We start from the raw sequence: 18,239 nt of genomic DNA, 5'->3' as shown, positions 1-18,239 counted from the left end.
ATTTATGCTGGATTAAATATCCAGGACAGTGCCGAGAAGTACTTTGCAGAATACATGAAACTAAATGAAAAAATTAAATTGGGATTTGACATACCAGAACCGCTTGATCTTAACGGTTATGAATTGGAAAAGGATAAGATTGAGCCATCAAGAGTTGAAAACCTGAAAAACTCCCTCACCATCACCTGGATCATCGCCATTGTCATTATCAGTGGTCTGATCATTTTTATCTACCTGCTGATGGCCATGCTGATTTCAAGACGAAAGCAACGAAAGAAATTTCATCCAAGGACAAATTTATAAACAAACGATTAATGATGAACAGGATCACACTGGTTATTAAAAAATTCCCGCGCACTTTCTGGACAGCCAATACCATGGAGCTTTTCGAGCGATGGGCATGGTATGGGATGTTCATGCTTTTTGCCCTCTACCTCACCGGATCGAAAGATACAGGAGCACTCGGCTTTTCGCAGGAACAGAAAGGTTACCTGATGGGACCTGTTGTGGCCATTCTTTATTTCCTGCCGCTGATAACCGGCGCTTTGGCCGACAGGTACGGCTACCGGAAAACCCTGATCATTGCTTATATCATCCTTGCTGCCGGGTATATGGGAATGGGTTTTGTGAAATCCTACGCTTCGATGTATGCCGTGTTCATGTTTGTGGCTGTTGGGGCAGCTTTGTTCAAGCCGGTCATCTCAGCTACCATTGCTAAAACCACCGACTCAGAAACTTCCTCCATCGGTTTTGGGATTTTTTACATGATGGTAAATATAGGGGCATTTGTCGGTCCATTCGTCGCTTCAAAAATGAGGGGAATTGACTGGCAATACGTTTTTATGATCTCGTCGGCCGTTTCATTGCTCAATCTGGTTATCGTACTGTTACTTTTCAAAGAGCCTGCACGTGAGAAAAGTGAAGCATCGCTCGGGCAATCCATCCTCACGATTTTCAAAAATATCGGCACTGCATTGAGCGATATCAAGCTGGTGCTGTTCCTGGTTATTATTACCGGGTTCTGGACGATGTATAACCAGCTGTTTTACACGCTTCCCGTTTTTATTGACCAGTGGATGGATACTTCGGTGCTGTATTCGGCTTTACACAACTTTTCACCGGCTTTGGCAAATGCCGTTGGAACTCCGGCGGGAACCATTGCTCCTGAAATGCTGACAAATGTTGATGCACTGTACATCATTCTGTTTCAAATATTGGTTTCGGCACTGGTGATGAAATATCAACCGCTCAACGCCATGATGTCAGGGATTTTGGTGAACGCCATCGGGCTCGCACTTACTTTTTATACCAATAACCCGTTTTTTCTCTTCTTCTCCATTTTGATCTTCGGTTTGGGCGAAATGGCCAGCTCCCCAAAAATCACTGAATATATCGGTCGGATCGCACCAAAAGAAAAAGTAGCACTTTACATGGGGGCTTCTTTCCTGCCGATGGCCGGAGGAAATTTCTTCGCCGGCATTCTTTCGGGAGATGTGTATGGAAATATGTCGGACAAAATTACTTTGCTTCAAAGAGAAGTTACTTCAAGAGACCTCGATATTCAACCCATTTCAGAGACTTTTACCCAAAACGATTTTATCAGCCGCTCTGCTGAACTGATGAACATGACCCAAACTGAACTGACCACTTATCTCTGGAATACCTATCAGCCGGGGAATATCTGGATGGTGTTTGCAGGAATAGGATTTGGAACGGCAATCCTGCTCTATATTTATGATCGTTTGCTCCTTTCGGTCAAAAAGAAATCCTGAGGAAAGAAGCATGATGGAAAATTAAAATTCCAATTCCGCCCCATTGGCTTTCAATCCGAAATACCTTCGCATCCACCACACCATGACATAAATAACCGGCGTGTCCAGTGCAGCAATGATGATCTTGAACAAATAGCCATTCCATAGAAGACCTAAAAAGTATGTCCATTCGATCACACCAAAGCTGCAGAGCAGAAACAACACCGTGAAAGTATCCACAAACTGTGAAGTGAAGGTGGAGGCGTTGTTACGCAACCAGAGATGTTTGCCATTGGTTACCCTTTTCCAGTAATGAAAAATATGTACGTCGAGCAGCTGTGCGAGAAGGTAAGCAGCCAGCGATGCAGCCACAGCAATGAATGTGAATCCGAATACTTTTTTAAACTCACTATCATCCACCGGAGACCAGATGGTTGCAGGAGCTGCATTAGAAATTATGATGATTCCGAGCATAAATGCACTGGCAAACAACCCGGCAAGTACCACGCGGTTAGCCCTCTTTTTGCCATAGATTTCGGAAATGATGTCGGTGACGAGAAAGGTAACGGGGTAAGGAATAATGCCCACCGAAAGTTGAAATTCAAACCATCCGAAAGGATTCCAGGTGAAGAACTTTTGAAAGATCAGGTTGCCCGTAACCAGCGCTGCCACAAAGAGCGCGGCAAGGATCAGGTAAGTTTTTTCGGCGACGGCCTTCTTTTTCTCGTCCATAGCGCTTTAAACAACTGAATGAGATTTGAGTTTTGAAAAAAGCAAAAATATTGATAAAACAAGCTGTTTTTGGATGGAAACGTTGTTAGGCCGTTAAAACGCTGACAGGTTTCAATAGCAATGCTGCCGCTAAATGGCAGGCAGAGCCTGCAGAAATAGATCCGGCTCAGGCCGGAGCCTGAGCCGAACGCGGTGGTTATTATCTTTTCAAGACACATTAACTCACCAGTTCCCGGCGATAACTAATTATTCCCCGGCGTTAACTAATCTTATTCATTATCAGATTCTCAATGTCGTAATTTTACCTCAATTTTAATAAGTTTAATTCTATTTTTTTAAATTAAAAATTTGGAGGTTCTTATGAAAACAAAAAAAGTACTTCAATCAACAGCGTTAACGGTATTCATTTTACTGTTAACCGGATTCTTCACCAATGCCCAGATCCCTTTTGAGGGGCTGGTTGCTAACCATGAAGGGATTGCTATATGGGATGCCGATGGCACAGGTCATGAACCTGCTGCTGTTGGTCATCCCCATCCTTTCGGATGGGGCGGATCACGTTACTATTGCGCTTCTATGGATTATGATAACATTGATCCCGACCCGAATGCAGCATTATGTCATGCTTTGGGCGGAATGACCGGTTTCCCGCTCTTCGAACAAGCGCTTATTGATCATGGATTTTCTCCCGGCCAGGTAAAAATAAAAAATGGGTTGATTACAGAGGGGAATGATACTGAAGGAGAAGACTGGTTTACGTTCAATAACAAGCATCATCTTAACAGGTATGACGGCTATTGTTTCATTGAACTGAATGGCGAGCCTATGATCTTGTTTTACTGTAAAAATAATTTTACTTCCTATGATCAATCTGTTTACAACCGCTGGCAGTTTGAAACCAGTTATTCACGTCCGTTTGATCATTCTCAAAACAGTTCCGCTCCTGTGAAAGAGGTTGCTGCCGCCTTTTTACAGGACCTTGATGGTAATGAGATAAGGTTGGTCGGAGAAATAGAGTCCACAGGAATATTCTTTGATGGTAACGGAAGACTGGATGGAATATTTTTCAATGTGCTTTCCGGCTACCTCAAAAAAGGCATGCCTGAGTTGCCTTTTACAGGCCTTGCTTCCGCCCATGAAGGCATTTCCGCCTGGGATGCCGACGGCACGGGACCAGAACCGCAGGCTTTCGGGCATACCTTTACCTACAACGGGATTTCATGGTGGATGGCATATTATATCGCATCACGCGATTATGATGATATCGATCCCGATCCAAATGCCGCTTTATCTCATTTTACGGATGCTGGTGTTGGTTTTCCAAACCTTAACGTACAACTGGAATACAGGGGCTATACCATGGATCAGCTTAAGATAAAATCCGGGCTGGCCACGCTTGGAAATAACATTGAAGACATTGACTGGGGGCTGATTGGCAGTACGCACTGGTATCATCATTACGGTAATGTAGTCACGCTGGAAATCGCAGGCGAGCCTATCCTTGAATATGTAATCGACACGAATTACGGTACCCGTGATGTTGCAACAATAAATTACAACTGGTCAACCCAATCAAGCCCTTCAACCCTTAACGATATTTCGGCAAATGCATCGGGTAACGCTCAGCATGTGGCTGCTTCATTCCTGAAAGACCTGGCAGGTCATTCGATGAAAACCTATATGGAAGGTCAGGGTACACCGGGTACGATAAATGCGAACGGCCGGGATGGCGTATTTCACGAAATAAACATGGGAAAGCTGATCCCCGCGCTTCCGGCAGGCACGCTCATCTGGGAAAATGAAGTAAGCGGTACATGGACTTTGGCAGGCTCGCCCTATATCGTCATGGGCTATCTCATTATCCCTGATGGGGAAATATTGACGATTGATCCCGGGGTTGAAGTTAAATTCAATACAACCGAACGGTTCGACATCCAGGGATGCCTCCATGCCGAAGGAACGGAAGAGCTTCCTATCCTATTTACCGCAGTTGACCCGGATGTCAAATGGGGCGGAATGGTTTGGGATCAGACACCGGCTACAAATCCGAATTCGGCATTAAATCATTGTATTTTTGAGCACAGCTATGCTTATGGATTAGAAACCGGGTATAACTGCGGCGGGGCGATACGGATTAATCTGGTTGATAGTATCGGGATCAGCCACTGTATTTTCAGATATAATGGAGCAGATAAATTCACCATGAATAATCCAGCCGGGGGTGCAATTGCCATGTTCGAATGCTCTATGCACATTTCTCATTGCATTTTCCATGACAATTCATCCAGCTGGGGCGGGGCTATCATTATTGGAACCCATTCTGATCCTGTCGTTGATAACTGCCTGTTCTATAACAACGAGTCAACCTTTGTAGGAGGTGGTGGTGGCGCCGGATTATCCTGGGATAACAGCAGTCCCCATTTTGTGAACTGCACCTTCGCCGATAACCATGCTGTGGACGACGGAGGGGCTTATGAACTGGAACTGGGAGGTAAAACAACCTTTACCAATTGTATTTTTTGGGGAAATACGGCAGTAATCGGTGCAAGCCAGATCAGCATAAGAATGGATAATCCAGTTCCGTTTTTAAATGTTTATTATTGCGATGTAGAAGACGGGGAGTATGGGATTACGCCGGGGTTTCAGGGAGAATATCTATTTAACATAGAAGACGATCCTGAATTTGTAAACGCAGGAGGATGGCTTTATTTGTTGGGAGATTCATCACCTTGTATAGATTCGGGAACCCTTGACCCGGGTTATCTGCCAGTGGAGTGGATTTGTCCGTTAACCTGCCTATGTGGAAATCAGCGTATCCTTGGAATAATTGATATGGGATGTTATGAGAGTTCGATTACCATTGTATTGGCTGAAAATAAAGACTACGGCAATGCTGTCTTACAAGTTTTCCCCAATCCGATCAACTCAAAACCAACCATTGAATTTTACCTGGAAATTGAATCTTCTGTTCAGCTATCCATACTGGATATTCACGGCAGAATTGTTTATGAAACAGAGGCATCAGAACTCCAGTCCGGGAAAAACCAGTTGAGCTTTGATGCCGGAAGTATGGCTCCCGGTGTTTATTTCTGCCGGTTGCAAAAAGGGGATAAGGACTTATTGAGGAAGATGGTGAAATTTTAAAGAATTATGCTTTTCACATTGAACATCTACAATCCCATTAACCAAACAGGTTCTGGACAACCTGTTTGGTTAGATTTTTTTTAGATTGCAGTTTTTGTTTTCGTTTTAACAGGTTTCTAACCTGCTTGCTTTGCTCCACCTGTAAGGTCAGGATTCGTAATGACGGTTTGGTCAATTTGATCTTTTAAATTTTTGAATTTGGAATTTTGAGTTTCGCAAATTATGTTTACCTTTATCAAAAAATTTAAAAGTCACATGCTCCGCACCATCCTCATCGATGACGAACAGAGCGCTCGCAAAACCCTGGAAAAACTCCTTAAGAGATATTGTCCACAAATCAGGGTTGTTGCCGAAGCGAATAGCGTTGAATCCGGCATAAAAGCCATAAAGAAGCATAATCCCGACCTCGTTTTGCTCGATATAAAAATGGACGACGGAACCGGCTTTGATTTGCTGAAGCAGCTCGAACCGGTCGATTTTAAAGTGATCTTCATCACGGCTTACGACCAGTTTGCCATCAAAGCTATAAAGTTCAGCGCACTCGATTATCTCCTCAAACCGGTCGATCCCGCCGACCTTGCAGAAGCTGTGAAGAAAGCCGAAAAACTGGTGATCCATGAACTGAATCAGCAGCTCGGTACGCTGGCGGATAACATGCATACACCCGACAAGTCGAAGAAAAAGATCATTCTGAAAACCTTCGATAATATTCACCTGGTAAAGCTCCAGGATATCATTTATTGTGAATGCCAGGACAATTACACCAATTTTTACCTGCTGAACGGGAAGAAGATACTCGTATCGAACACCCTGAAAGAATACGATGAAATGCTGAGTGAATTCGGATTTTTCAGGGTACATAAGTCGTACCTGATCAACCTGGTTTACATTGACCGGTTCGAAAAGGCAGAAGGTGGAGTGATTGTGCTGGAAAACGAGATTAAGCTGCCTGTAGCATCGCGCAAAAAAGAGCAGTTGCTGGAAATGATTCAAAGAATAACGCAAATCTAAAAAGCTGTCATTCGGCAACTTGCTCCTTAAGGAAAAAAATTCGTCACTGTCGTTATTATTCTAATTCAAGCTCCAAATTTTTCTGTTATGTTGTTGAGAAATTTCACCTGTTTCCTTTTGTTGTTTTTCGGGCTCGTAGCAACAGCGCAGAAATTCCTGTGTCTTAAAACTTACAATGTTGATAGCCTGTTGCAGATTTTACCAGAGCAACATGACGAGGAACGGGTGAATACACTCAACTGGTTGGCGACGTCCCTGCACTTTGAGGATACAGCACTCAGCAGAAAGTACGCAGACGAAGCCATGGAACTGGCAGTCCGGCTGAATTACGAAGCCGGAAAAGCCGATGCATTCAGAAACAAAGGACATCTCCAACATTTCCTGAGCAATTACCCGAAGGCATTACAGAACTACTACGAAGCATTATCGATTGTCGAAAGGCTCGAAAATAAAAGAATAGCATACTGGATTTATTACGATATTGCAAGAACACACTTTTATGCTGGTAATTATGAAAAAGCTGTCGAATATGGTAACCTGGCAATTGAGAAGTGCAATGAACGCGTGCCGGGAGGACACATCGCGGGTAGTATTATAGATTCAGTACATTTTGGAATGGGTAAAGCTCAGACTCAAGTACTCATGGGAAAGAACGCTGAATCGCTCAAATACCGGCTTCAATTATTGGATGTCATGAGAAAAAACAATTTCCCTGAAATTGAGGAATTGATCATAACATGGACTATAGGTGCTGATTACTTAAGTATGGGAATGATGGACAGTGCAAAAATCTATTTTCTCAAAGCGCTGGAATTTCCTGACAAAAACATGAGTTTTATAGCTCAGAAATACCGTGCATTGGTCTGGCTGAGCATGTACCACCATTCAGCCGGCGAAACAGATACGGCTATATTGATACTAAAGAAATGTTTAGCATGGTATGATAACAACGGATTTATCATCATGGCGCTTTATTCCTCAAACATCCTTGGAGGATATTATACCGATATGTTCGACTTGGAGAATGCAGAAAAGCAATTTCTCGAATCTGAAAAACACTTTGAGGAGATGCTGTCACGGAAATCCTGGTACCGTTATGATTCACTGAAGTTTATAGCTACATGGGGTTATGAGCTTTATGTACCCTTACCACTGCAATCCAGGAAGGAAATGATTTGGGAATGGGGCGAATGGATGTATTATTATCTTTTTGAAATCTGTCAAAAACAAGACAGAACGAAGGAAGCATTAAAATATCATATAGCGATGTCCCTTGCGGGCGACACGCTTAACCTCCTGAAACGAAACCGGGATATCATCGAACTACAAACCAAATACGAAACCGAGCGAAAAGAAGAGCAGATTAAAGCCCTGTCGAAGGAAAATGAATTCCAGGATTTGAAATTAAGGCAGTCGAGGGGATTCCTGATCGGGCTGGGAGGACTGGTAGTGAGCGTGCTGCTCTATGCCTGGCTAATCCTTCGCCAGAACAAGCTCCGCAACGAGCAGCAAAACCTGCTTTTACAACAAAAGCTTTTCCGTTCGCAAATGAACCCCCATTTTATCTTTAACTCGCTCACCAGCATCCAGAATTTTATCCTCGATGAAGAGCCGGATAAAGCAAGCAAATATTTATCCCGTTTTTCTAAACTGGTACGCCATATTCTTGACAGTTCGGTTGAGGAATATATTACCCTGCAGAAAGAGATGAGTACCATAGAAAATTACCTGGAGTTGCAGAAAGTCCGTTTCCCCGAAAAGTTTGATTACAACATACATGTGGACGACATTCTCGATCCGGAAAACATTTTTGTTCCGCCCATGCTCGCCCAGCCCTTTATCGAAAATGCCATCGAGCACGGGATCAAGCATAGGGAAACCAAAGGCAACATCAGCATCAGCTACACCCGCAACGGCCAGGGATTAATATTAACTATCGAAGACGATGGCATTGGACGTGAGAAAGCAGGTGAACTCCGTCAAAAATTCGACAAAGACCATAAATCACTCGCCACCTCCACCACCCAGGAACGCATCAAAGTCATCAACCGCAAGCTCCGCCGTAAGATCACCATGGAGATCATTGACCTGAAAGATGAACAGGGCGAAGCGAGAGGGACGAGGGTGGTGTTTGGGATTCCTCTCTGATTTGGCTGAATGGTAAAGCCACAATCATTTTCCCTGTATCCATTTCCAAGCTGGAACGAACTCAATGTTACGTTGTACGCCGAACCAGGAAAATTCCTCTGTTTTCTCCTCTTCCATAGTTATAATCAATAATCTGTCACAATTGAGTTTACCGGAGGCTTTTAATAACGACCTGACCTCTCTGTCAAGGGTTTTGGTTTGTGTCACATCCCAGCACACCTGAATAAGTTCGCTTACCTGTGTGCCGGCCTGAACAACAAAATCTACCTCCTGCTGATCTCTGTCCTTCCAGTAAAACAATTTTAAGCCTTCATAACGGCATCTTTTAAAAAGTTCGGCAGCCACAGCATTCTCCAGTAGTTTGCCCCAATCGTTACTGAACTGAAATCCTTTTGCCTGGCGAAATCCGTTGTCGAAGCAGTAAATCTTCTTATTTCCCCGCTGCTGTTCGCCAACCTTAAATGAAAACAGTGAAAGCGTAAAGAGCACAAAAGATTCTTCGAGATAATGCAGGTACTTTTTTACCGTATGCACACTCGACAATTGCACCTGATCGCAGATTGAGTTGAGCGAAAATTCAGCGGCAATATTTGAAATCAGCCACACAGCAAGATTTTCAAGGGAATCGGGCTGACGAATTTTGTATCTTTTTACAATGTCTTTGTAAAGTACCGAATCGAACAACACCTGCAGATATTGCTTTACATTTAGCCCTTTCATCAGTGGCTCGGGATATCCCCCGTTGATAAGCCAATCGTTGAACTTCTCTTTTTTTTCCGGCGTTGTCAATTCGTTTGAAAATGTTGCAAGATACTCGCTGAAACTAAAAGTAAAAATGTAAACAGGCAAATGCCTTCCGGTGAGATGGGTTGCCAATTCGCTACTCAGCAGGTTTGAGTTACTTCCTGTTATGATCAGCCGGAATCCCTGCCTTTGCAGGCGATTTATAATCAACTCCCAATCCTGAAGATTTTGGATTTCATCCAGTAAAAGGAGATTGGGATTGTCATAAATAACCATCATGGCTTCGAGTAGTTCATCAAAATTCTGAACCCTGGTAAGACGTTCGTCATCCAGGTTAAGGAAGGCAAACTTTTCGCCCTGAACCAGTTGGTGCATTCCGAAAAATGATTTTCCGGCTCTTCTTGGGCCTATGATCACATGAATCATATCAGATGACCCTGCAGTAAAATCGGCGTCTCTCGAAACATACTTTTCCTGCAGCCGTTGCTCCAGTTCCCGTTTCTGAATCAAAACAATATCTCGTATCATAATTGATAAAGAATAATTATAATGCACAAATTTACGTAAATTATTGAATTAAGATAGTTTTTTACTGATACAAAGACTTCTGACTTCCTTACGATAGCATCACACCTAAGACCAATAACGCAATTACCGCGAGTTACACCTCAAGATTAACATGGAGATTATAAATCTAACCTGGATAAATCAGAAATTACTCCAAAGGAGTCCTGCGGACAAAATACAATAAACAAATCTCAAATAAAACCCAATGTGCAAAGGAACAAAAATCCAAACAGTGAAAGCAGGCCTGACTGCCCTGATTTCCTCACGCAGTCAGGCAGGAATTAATTTGTATCAGTTTGGGACTTGAGTTTTTGTATTTATTTGTCTTTTGATGTTTGTCATTTGAAAGTTCTGCCAAAAAAAGCAAGAAAATAGGAAATAAAACACTAAAAGACGAGCAGGGTCAAACCAGAGGAACGAGGGTAGTGTTTGGGGCGCCGCTATGATCAGGCAGTTTGTGAACCAAAAGGCTTACCGCAGATAACTCAACCTGATGTATCGAGCAGCCAGTCCAACACAGTTCTTACAGTAATGCCTTCAACCGCGGGCATTTCGGTATGTTGATAGACGAGTAAGATGGCATCTTCCAATCCCAGCGATACTTTTGCATTTAACAGCGATTCTGTTTCCCTTTTCCATACTTTTTCGTTTTCAATGGTTTCGCACACCTGTATCAGTGAAACAGGCTTCAGCCCCTCACAAACCACAAAGTCCACTTCCCGCTCCCGTTCATCTTTCCAGTAACACAGGTTGTAGCCTTTGCTTACAAGCTGATTGCAAACAATAGTTTCAAGCAGTCGCCCTCTTTCATCCGAAAAGAAGCTTCCTGAAAAACGTGCAAAACTTACGTCAGCAGGATAAACCTTTTTTAGGTTGGCAGCCTGTTTCCTGATGGAATAGTCAAATCGCGGAAGATTAAAAATCAGATAGGCTTTTTCCAGAAAGCCGATATATGCCTTCACCGTGTCTTCATGCCTGATGTTGGATACTGAAGTAAGGTTGCGAAAGGAGAAAGGCTTTCCGGGATTCGAAATCAGGTATCGTGCAAGCGCCTCCAGCCCCAGGGGATTTCTGATATCGAACCGGGGGATTACATCCCTGAAAATGATGGCATCAAATGTTGACCTGAGCAGGAGCTTATCTTTAAGCAGTGAAGCCTGTGGGAAGCCGCCAAACTCAAGGTATTCGATGAGCATTGACCGAAGCTTTGCTCTATGTTCGCTGAGCAATGGGTTCAGGTTTCCCTTCCCGGTGGCGGAAACAAATTCGGTGAATGACAACGGAAATATGCGCATAGGAACGTGCCTTCCTGTAAGCGCTGACGAATACTCAGAACTCAGCAAGGTTGCATTTGAACCTGAGATCACAAATTTCACTTTTGAATGAAGCCGGGCAACAAACTTTTCCCATCCCGGAATATTTTGAACTTCATCAAGAAAGATCGTCGGCCTTGATGCATCCGAATCACTGATGTAAGTAGCATACACTTCATCTAAAACCTCGGGTCCGGCGCCGGTAAAACGCTCATCTTCAAAATTTACATAAGCGGAATCAGGGAATTCCTTCATAAGCTTGTACATTATAAATGTTTTACCCGATCGCCTTAATCCATGCAATACCAGTGGTACCGGATTCAAAAATTGCTCCCTTACAACCAAATAGACATCCCTTTCGAAGATTTCAGTGTTCAAAATTTCATGCTTCCATGTGGCCAGGATTTCCTTCAGCTTTTCTCTTGTAATCATTGTTGCCGTTTTTATCTGTTATAATGGGCAAAAATATAATAAATTGCCCAATACAATGAGCAATATTCAATTTATGATGCACCTTCTGAACTTTTATACCAACCAAAAGCTGAAAAGAAAGATCACCATGGAGATCATTGATCTGAAAGATGAGCAGGGCGAAGCGAAAGGGACTTTGGGATGCCTTTATAGTATTACCCGGAATTCAAAGGGGACATGGAGTTCATAAAGTTGGGAGTTGAGTTAAATGGAGTGATGCTTGCTCGACGGCTGCGAAGTGGGTAGTGTTGAGTTATTACGTATTTGAGATTTGATGTTTTCTTTGCCTCAAACTAAATTAATTGCTTTTGAAAGTAAGAGAATTAATTAGTGTTTGCCAGAAAACACCCTAAAATTGATTTTCAACGATTTATTTACCCCGCCCTTAAGGGAGTAAATCGTTGAAAATCATTGCTCCCGGAATTTATCCCGAGACTTCGGGAGGGTTGGGGCAAACAATGATTTTCAACATTAAGAGTTTTCTGGCTAGCACTAATTACTAAAATGAAACAATAGGTTAAACGATCAGCTAACTGAAAATTTGGAGAAAAATTACGAAATACTTAAGCAATACCTCCCTGAACAGGCCGTTAAACCGGTTTATGAGATGCTCATCAAATACAAAGTGCAACTGGTAATCACCAGGCACAGACGAACTAAACTGGGCGATTTCAGACCTGGGATAAATGGAGCAATCTCAAAAATTACATTAAACCATAACCTGAACCCGTATTCATTTCTTTTGACTTTTTTGCATGAATTGGCTCATCACCTGGTGTGGATAAAGTACAAAGACCGTGTTCAGCCGCATGGTGAAGAATGGAAACAAACCCTGCGACAGTTGCAGAAGCCATTTCTGAGTATTGACTTTTTCCCACAGGATGTTCTCGATATTATGCAGCCTGATCAGTCCCGTATTTTTGCAGCATCCTCATCTGATGTTACGATGGCAAGAACACTGAAAAGCTATGACACTGCAAAAAGAGGAACACTTTTGGAAACACTTCCCGAGAAAACTATCTTTGCTTTAAATGATGGGAGACGTTTTCAGAAGTTGGGAAAACGGCGGAAAAACTTCCTCTGCATCTCTCTTGATAACAACCGGAACTATGTTTTTAATCCGCTTGCTGAAGTTTATCCGGAAAAATAGCGTTTAAAACATTGTATTTTAATAAATTTGCCGGCAATTCAATGGCAACCTTAACAACACAATTTGCATCTAAACATTGAAAAGCCAATGGATTGCAAAACGAATCCGGGTTCATTTAAAAATAAATCGCAAAAACATGCATAAAAACAACTACTGTGTAATCATGGCCGGAGGGATAGGGGCGCGGTTCTGGCCGATGAGCCGAACCACGCGCCCAAAGCAGTTCATTGATATCCTGGGAACAGGAGAAACGTTGATTCAACGTACTTTTAGGCGTTTCGAACGAATCTGTCCAAAAGAAAACATTTTTATTGTAACCAACGAGATTTACGCAAACCAGGTAAGGCACCAACTGCCGGATTTACCGGTGAACAATATTTTACTCGAGCCGGCGATGCGCAATACAGCCCCTTGCATTGCTTATGCAAATTTTAAAATTCAGTCCATTAACCCCGATGCCAACATAGTGGTTGCCCCTTCCGATCACCTCATCATGGATGAAGAACTTTTTGCAGTGAATATTAACGCAGCATTGAAAGCTGCTGCTGAAAATCCCTGGCTTATTACCCTCGGAATAAAACCAACCCGACCCGACACAGGATACGGATACATTCAATTTGACGACAGCATAAAAGACTCCGGTAACCATCAGCTTCGCAAGGTAAAAACCTTTACTGAAAAACCCAATCACGAATTGGCAGAAAAATTCCTTGCAAGCGGAGATTTCCTCTGGAATGCAGGAATATTCATCTGGTCGCTCAAGACCATCAACAAAGCCTTCGAAGAATACCTCGACGACATTAATGACCTTTTTAAAGAGGGCATTGGAGTGTACAATACCGAAGGAGAAAAAACATTCATCAACGAAATTTACGCCGGTTGCCGCAAGATTTCAATCGATTACGGCATCATGGAAAAAGCCACCAATGTTTATGTCCTTTCAGCCGACTTCGACTGGTCGGACCTTGGAACCTGGGGATCGCTCTATGATACAAGGGAAAAAGATGAATACAAGAATGCGGTGGTTGGCGATGATGTGATGCTATACAATACCTCAAATTGTATCATCAACATGCCAAAAGGAAAGCTCGTGGTTTTGCAGGGATTGGACAATTACATCGTGGTGGAAGAGGACAATGCCCTGCTCATCTGCCGAAAAGATGACGAACAGGAAATCAGGAAGTTCGTTGGCGACATCAAAACAAAAAAAGGAGAGAAATTTATTTAATCCAATAACTAAAACATTTACTAAATGAAAAAACTACACGTATTCTTTGTCGCGCTAATTCTTGCCCTTAGCCTTCAAACCAGGGCAGATGAGGGGATGTGGCTGCCACTGTTTATCGAGCGGCTCAACTATGTTGACATGCAGAAAGCCGGATTGAAGCTCACTGCTGAAGAGATTTACAGCATCAACAATTCAAGCCTTAAAGATGCCATCATCATTTTTGGCCGTGGTTGCACAGGCGAAATCGTATCATCAAAAGGCCTGATTTTCACCAATCACCACTGCGGTTACGGGCAAATTCAGTCACACAGCACGGTTGAACACGATTATCTTACCGATGGCTTCTGGGCAATGAGCCAGGAGGAAGAGCTTGCAAATCCTGGTCTTACTGCCACTTTTTTAATCCGGATTGAAGAGGTGACCGATAAGGTGCTAGCTGTCATAAATGATGGGATGACTGAGGAGCAACGCAATGAGGAAATCAGAAAAATCGGGAAAACACTCAGCGATGAAGCCACAAAAGATACCCACTACAACGCGAGTGTGAGGAGCTTTTTTGCCGGTGACGAGTTTTACCTTTTCGTTTACGAGGTCTTTAAAGATATTCGACTGGTTGGCGCACCGCCATCATCCATCGGTAAATATGGCGCAGACACCGACAACTGGATGTGGCCACGACACACCGGCGATTTCTCCATTTTCAGGGTTTATACGGGCCCCGATGGAAAACCGGCCGATTACTCTAAAGAGAACATTCCGTTAAAACCCAAACATCATCTCCCCATCTCTCTCGATGGAGTTGAAAATGGCGATTTTACCATGATCATGGGCTACCCGGGAAGCACGGATCGCTATCGCTCCTCATGGGGAGTAGAGTTGGCCATCGAAGAAAGTAACCCCACAGTGGTTTCTATCCGCGAAGCCAAACTTAACACCATGCGGAAATACATGGATGCTTCGGATGCTGTCAGGATTCAATATGCCTCCAAATACGCCGGAACATCCAACTATTGGAAATATTTCATCGGTCAGACCCGTGGTTTGAAGCGACTCAAAGTAGTGGATAAAAAACGTGCCGAAGAGGCCGCATTTACCGATTGGGTCAATGCTGACCAGAAGCGAAAAGAGGTTTACGGTGAAGTGCTCAACATGCGCAAGAACGCTGTGGCTAAACAGCGGGAATATAACCTTCCCGGCATTTATCTCAGCGAGGCCATCAGCCGCGGCAGCGAAATCCTGATGTTCTCCCGCCGCTTTAACAAACTTGGCGAACTGCTCATGGAAAAGAAACCAGACCAGGCAGCGGTGGATGCCGAAATTGCGAGCCTGCGCAAGTCGGTCGAAGGTTTTTTTAAAAATTATCATGCTCCGCTCGACCAGGAACTTCTTGGTGTGATGCTGCAGAAATACTATCAAAATGTCCCTGCACAAGATCAGCCGGCAATCCTGTCCGAAATACATAAGAAATACAAAGGCGATTTTACAGCCTATGCCGGTTATATCTTTGGCAAAACAATATTTTCAAGCCCTGCAGGTGTGAATAAATTCCTTGACAAACCCTCGGCAAAAGTCTTAAACAACGATCCGGTTTTTGAACTGGCTAAAGCGTTCGCTGATCTTCAAAATAAATTCAGACCCTTGCAATCCGAAGTCAGCAGCCTGGCTGCAAAAGGCGACCGGCTTTACATTAGAGGATTGCGCGAAATGGCGGGAGCGAATAAAGACTTTTACCCCGATGCCAATTCCACCATGCGCCTTACTTATGGAACAATCGGCGATTATTATCCCGCCGACGCCGTGCATTACAATTACATCACCACCCTCTCCGGTGTGATGGAAAAAGAAGACCCGACCAACTGGGAGTTTGAAGTGCCTGAGAAACTTAAAGAACTTTACAGCAAAAAGGATTATGGCAATTATGGCCAGAATGGGGATATGATCGTTGCGTTCATCTCAAACAACGACATCACCGGCGGCAACAGCGGAAGCCCCGTAATGAATGCCAAAGGCGAACTCATCGGGATTGCCTTCGATGGCAATTGGGAAGCCATGAGCGGCGACATTGCCTTTGAACCTGCCTTGCAGCGCACCATCTCGGTGGATGTTCGATATATTCTTTTTATTATTGATAAATTTGCCGGCGCCAAAAATATTATTGATGAACTGACCATTGTGCCAAAAAGCAGGTAATCTGTTGCTTTATATACACGAAAAAACGGGGTAGCCGAAAGTCACCCCGTTTTTTTTATGCATACAGGAAACTACTCTTCTTTCTGGTTGATCTTCTCCAGGTTTTCAAGTCCCTGGATGTTCATGGTTCTGGAAATCTTGGCGATGGATTTAATGTTGATATTACCGGTAATGCTTACAAATCCTGCTTCATCAGGCTGGCTGATAAGAAGAAGCAATTCATTGATGATCTCGCCATCCTTGCGGATCATAAATCTAACAATATCATCCTGCTCTCTCACCATCATCAATTCGCTGTATTCGTTCAGTTTCATTGCATCCAGTTCCTCTTTGAATTTAGGTAAAAATGAAGGGTCGGTTCCTTTATTAGCATCGTACATCAAAATTTTGATCGTTTCAAGTCCTTTAATCACCTCCTGTACCTCGCTAATTTCTTGGGCATCTGTTTCCTGGCCAATCTCAAGCAGCAGTGTAAATAAGTCTTTATTGATGCTCACCACTGTAAAGCCATCGCCAGAGCCATACTTTTTGAACATGTTATTGGTTGTATTCTGCGCCAGAGCGATTCCTGACGTGCTTACCCATGCAATAACTGCAAAAACAAAAATTGTCTTTTTCATTGTAAATTGATTATTGATTAGTTAATAAATTAAATTTTGAGAATTTGCTTAAATGATCCACACCACCATCTATCCTTTTAAGCCCTTGATTGAGTTGAGTCATCCCCTCATCAAGTTTGCCGAGTTGATTTATAGCTGACGCACCGGAATTGATTTTTGAAACATTACCCAGTGGATCTGTCCCCCGGTTTATTTTTCCTGAAGTATATGCAAGCACCTCTTTTGTTTGCAGCCAGGCTAACTGGATCTCTTCCGGTGAATAGTTTCTGTCGGCAACAACATTGGTCTGCCGCGTTTCGGTGATGATAGTCAACAGCAATAAAACTGAAGCTGCCACACCTGATACAACATACCACATGCGCCTGCTTTTGAATGAAACGCGTTTACTTTGTTCGATTTTCTTCATCAGAAAGGTTTCAACATCGGATTTTGTTGAAAGTGTTCTTTCTGAATTTGCAAACCTGAAAAGTGGGATGTGTTGTTGTAAATGTGCAGGAACATTGTCTGAAAGGAAGAACTGTTTCAGCAGTTGTTCCTCCTCCTGCGATGTTTCAGCTTCAAAGTACCTGTCTAATAATTTTTCAATCTCCCTGGTATTCATAATTATGTGTTGCCGTTAATTGTTCTCTGATGGCTTTTCTTGCTCTCGACAAATTTACCCTGATGGCGTTGGCGTTCATCTCCATGATTTGCTCAATCTCATCGTACTCCATTCCTTCAATGTCGCGCAGGTGAAGAATCATCCGTTGTTGTTCGGGCAGCTTTTTTACGATTCTGTGCACCTCATCCATCTCATCCTTTTGCTCCGCCATCTTTTCCGGTGAGTGGCTGTCAATGGGTTCGTTCATTACAGTAAGCTCTGCTTTTTGGTGGCTTTTGGATTTTACCCTGTCGAGGCAAAAGTTTTTAGTAACCACCATGGCAAAGGCTTCCAGACTTTTGAACGAATCCAACTCTTCATTTTTCAACCACAACTTGTAAAAGACCTCCTGCACGGCATCCTCAGCATCTTCTGCATTGTTTAAAATCCGACGGGAAAGCCTGTAAAGCTTGTCCTGTAAAGGTAAAACCCGATTGCAAAACTCTTTTGCCGTCATTTAGATTTCAAGACGATTAGGTTTGGATTCTGTTACAAAGAAACTTTATTTCTCTGGCTCAGAGAAAAACTCT

15 protein-coding genes are annotated in these 18,239 nt (G+C 43.2%); 9 read left to right on the top strand and 6 right to left on the bottom strand.

Annotation, left to right across the window (positions count from 1 at the left end; all coding sequences use genetic code 11):
- Positions 1–303: hypothetical protein (locus IH598_05060; GenBank protein ID MBE0637868.1), on the top strand; the 303-nt coding region annotated here is incomplete at its 5' end.
- Positions 304–317: 14 nt separating this feature from the next.
- Entirely contained in the window at positions 318–1,772 is a 1,455-nt protein-coding gene (locus IH598_05055) for an MFS transporter (GenBank protein ID MBE0637867.1), read from the top strand.
- A gap of 21 nt (positions 1,773–1,793) precedes the next feature.
- On the opposite strand, the gene IH598_05050 is transcribed toward IH598_05055, so the two are convergent.
- Complete coding sequence (locus IH598_05050) at positions 1,794–2,483, bottom strand: queuosine precursor transporter (GenBank protein ID MBE0637866.1); 690 nt, start codon at positions 2,481–2,483, stop codon at positions 1,794–1,796.
- A gap of 360 nt (positions 2,484–2,843) precedes the next feature.
- Between IH598_05050 and IH598_05045 the strand changes: the two genes are divergently transcribed.
- The 3 genes from IH598_05045 to IH598_05035 all read left to right on the top strand — a co-directional run bounded on the left by IH598_05045 (position 2,844) and on the right by IH598_05035 (position 8,786).
- The gene (locus IH598_05045; GenBank protein MBE0637865.1) at positions 2,844–5,627 is read left to right on the top strand and encodes a T9SS type A sorting domain-containing protein; all 2,784 of its coding nucleotides are present in this window, start codon (positions 2,844–2,846) and stop codon (positions 5,625–5,627) included.
- Positions 5,628–5,882: 255 nt separating this feature from the next.
- Positions 5,883–6,638, top strand: coding sequence for a response regulator transcription factor (locus tag IH598_05040; GenBank protein MBE0637864.1), 756 nt, complete (start codon positions 5,883–5,885; stop codon positions 6,636–6,638).
- A gap of 87 nt (positions 6,639–6,725) precedes the next feature.
- Positions 6,726–8,786, top strand: coding sequence for a histidine kinase (locus IH598_05035; GenBank protein ID MBE0637863.1), 2,061 nt, complete (start codon positions 6,726–6,728; stop codon positions 8,784–8,786).
- Positions 8,787–8,810: 24 nt separating this feature from the next.
- Here IH598_05035 and IH598_05030 read toward each other — a convergent pair whose 3' ends face one another.
- Positions 8,811–10,058 (bottom strand): ATP-binding protein, encoded by a 1,248-nt coding sequence (locus tag IH598_05030; protein MBE0637862.1) that lies wholly within the window; start codon positions 10,056–10,058, stop codon positions 8,811–8,813.
- A 524-nt stretch (positions 10,059–10,582) separates the two neighbouring features.
- Positions 10,583–11,842, bottom strand: a complete 1,260-nt coding sequence (locus IH598_05025; protein ID MBE0637861.1) for an ATP-binding protein — start codon at positions 11,840–11,842, stop codon at positions 10,583–10,585.
- 55 nt (positions 11,843–11,897) lie between these two features.
- Between IH598_05025 and IH598_05020 the strand changes: the two genes are divergently transcribed.
- The 4 genes from IH598_05020 (at position 11,898) to IH598_05005 (ending at position 16,449) form a co-directional block, all read left to right on the top strand.
- On the top strand, positions 11,898–12,071 hold the full coding sequence (locus IH598_05020; protein MBE0637860.1) for a hypothetical protein: 174 nt from the start codon (positions 11,898–11,900) through the stop codon (positions 12,069–12,071).
- 351 nt (positions 12,072–12,422) lie between these two features.
- On the top strand, positions 12,423–13,031 hold the full coding sequence (locus tag IH598_05015) for a SprT-like domain-containing protein (protein ID MBE0637859.1): 609 nt from the start codon (positions 12,423–12,425) through the stop codon (positions 13,029–13,031).
- Between the two features lie 136 nt (positions 13,032–13,167).
- Complete coding sequence (locus IH598_05010; GenBank protein MBE0637858.1) at positions 13,168–14,259, top strand: mannose-1-phosphate guanylyltransferase; 1,092 nt, start codon at positions 13,168–13,170, stop codon at positions 14,257–14,259.
- A gap of 24 nt (positions 14,260–14,283) precedes the next feature.
- Positions 14,284–16,449, top strand: coding sequence for a S46 family peptidase (locus IH598_05005; protein ID MBE0637857.1), 2,166 nt, complete (start codon positions 14,284–14,286; stop codon positions 16,447–16,449).
- A gap of 71 nt (positions 16,450–16,520) precedes the next feature.
- Here IH598_05005 and IH598_05000 read toward each other — a convergent pair whose 3' ends face one another.
- From IH598_05000 to IH598_04990, 3 genes are read right to left on the bottom strand one after another with little or no spacing between them, the layout of a single operon-like run.
- Positions 16,521–17,069 (bottom strand): DUF4252 domain-containing protein, encoded by a 549-nt coding sequence (locus tag IH598_05000; protein ID MBE0637856.1) that lies wholly within the window; start codon positions 17,067–17,069, stop codon positions 16,521–16,523.
- 10 nt (positions 17,070–17,079) lie between these two features.
- A complete protein-coding gene (locus IH598_04995; GenBank protein ID MBE0637855.1) occupies positions 17,080–17,670 on the bottom strand; it encodes a hypothetical protein in 591 nt (196 codons plus the stop codon).
- Complete coding sequence (locus tag IH598_04990; protein MBE0637854.1) at positions 17,651–18,166, bottom strand: sigma-70 family RNA polymerase sigma factor; 516 nt, start codon at positions 18,164–18,166, stop codon at positions 17,651–17,653. Before IH598_04990 ends, IH598_04995 begins: the two co-directional genes overlap by 20 nt.
- Between the last annotated feature and the right edge of the window lie 73 nt (positions 18,167–18,239).

The sequence above is a fragment of the Bacteroidales bacterium genome (assembly GCA_014860585.1).
In the GTDB taxonomy this organism is placed as follows: domain Bacteria; phylum Bacteroidota; class Bacteroidia; order Bacteroidales; family 4484-276; genus RZYY01.
The sequence above is the reverse complement of the archived record's forward strand: the minus strand, read 5'-3'. Positions and strand labels throughout refer to the sequence as shown.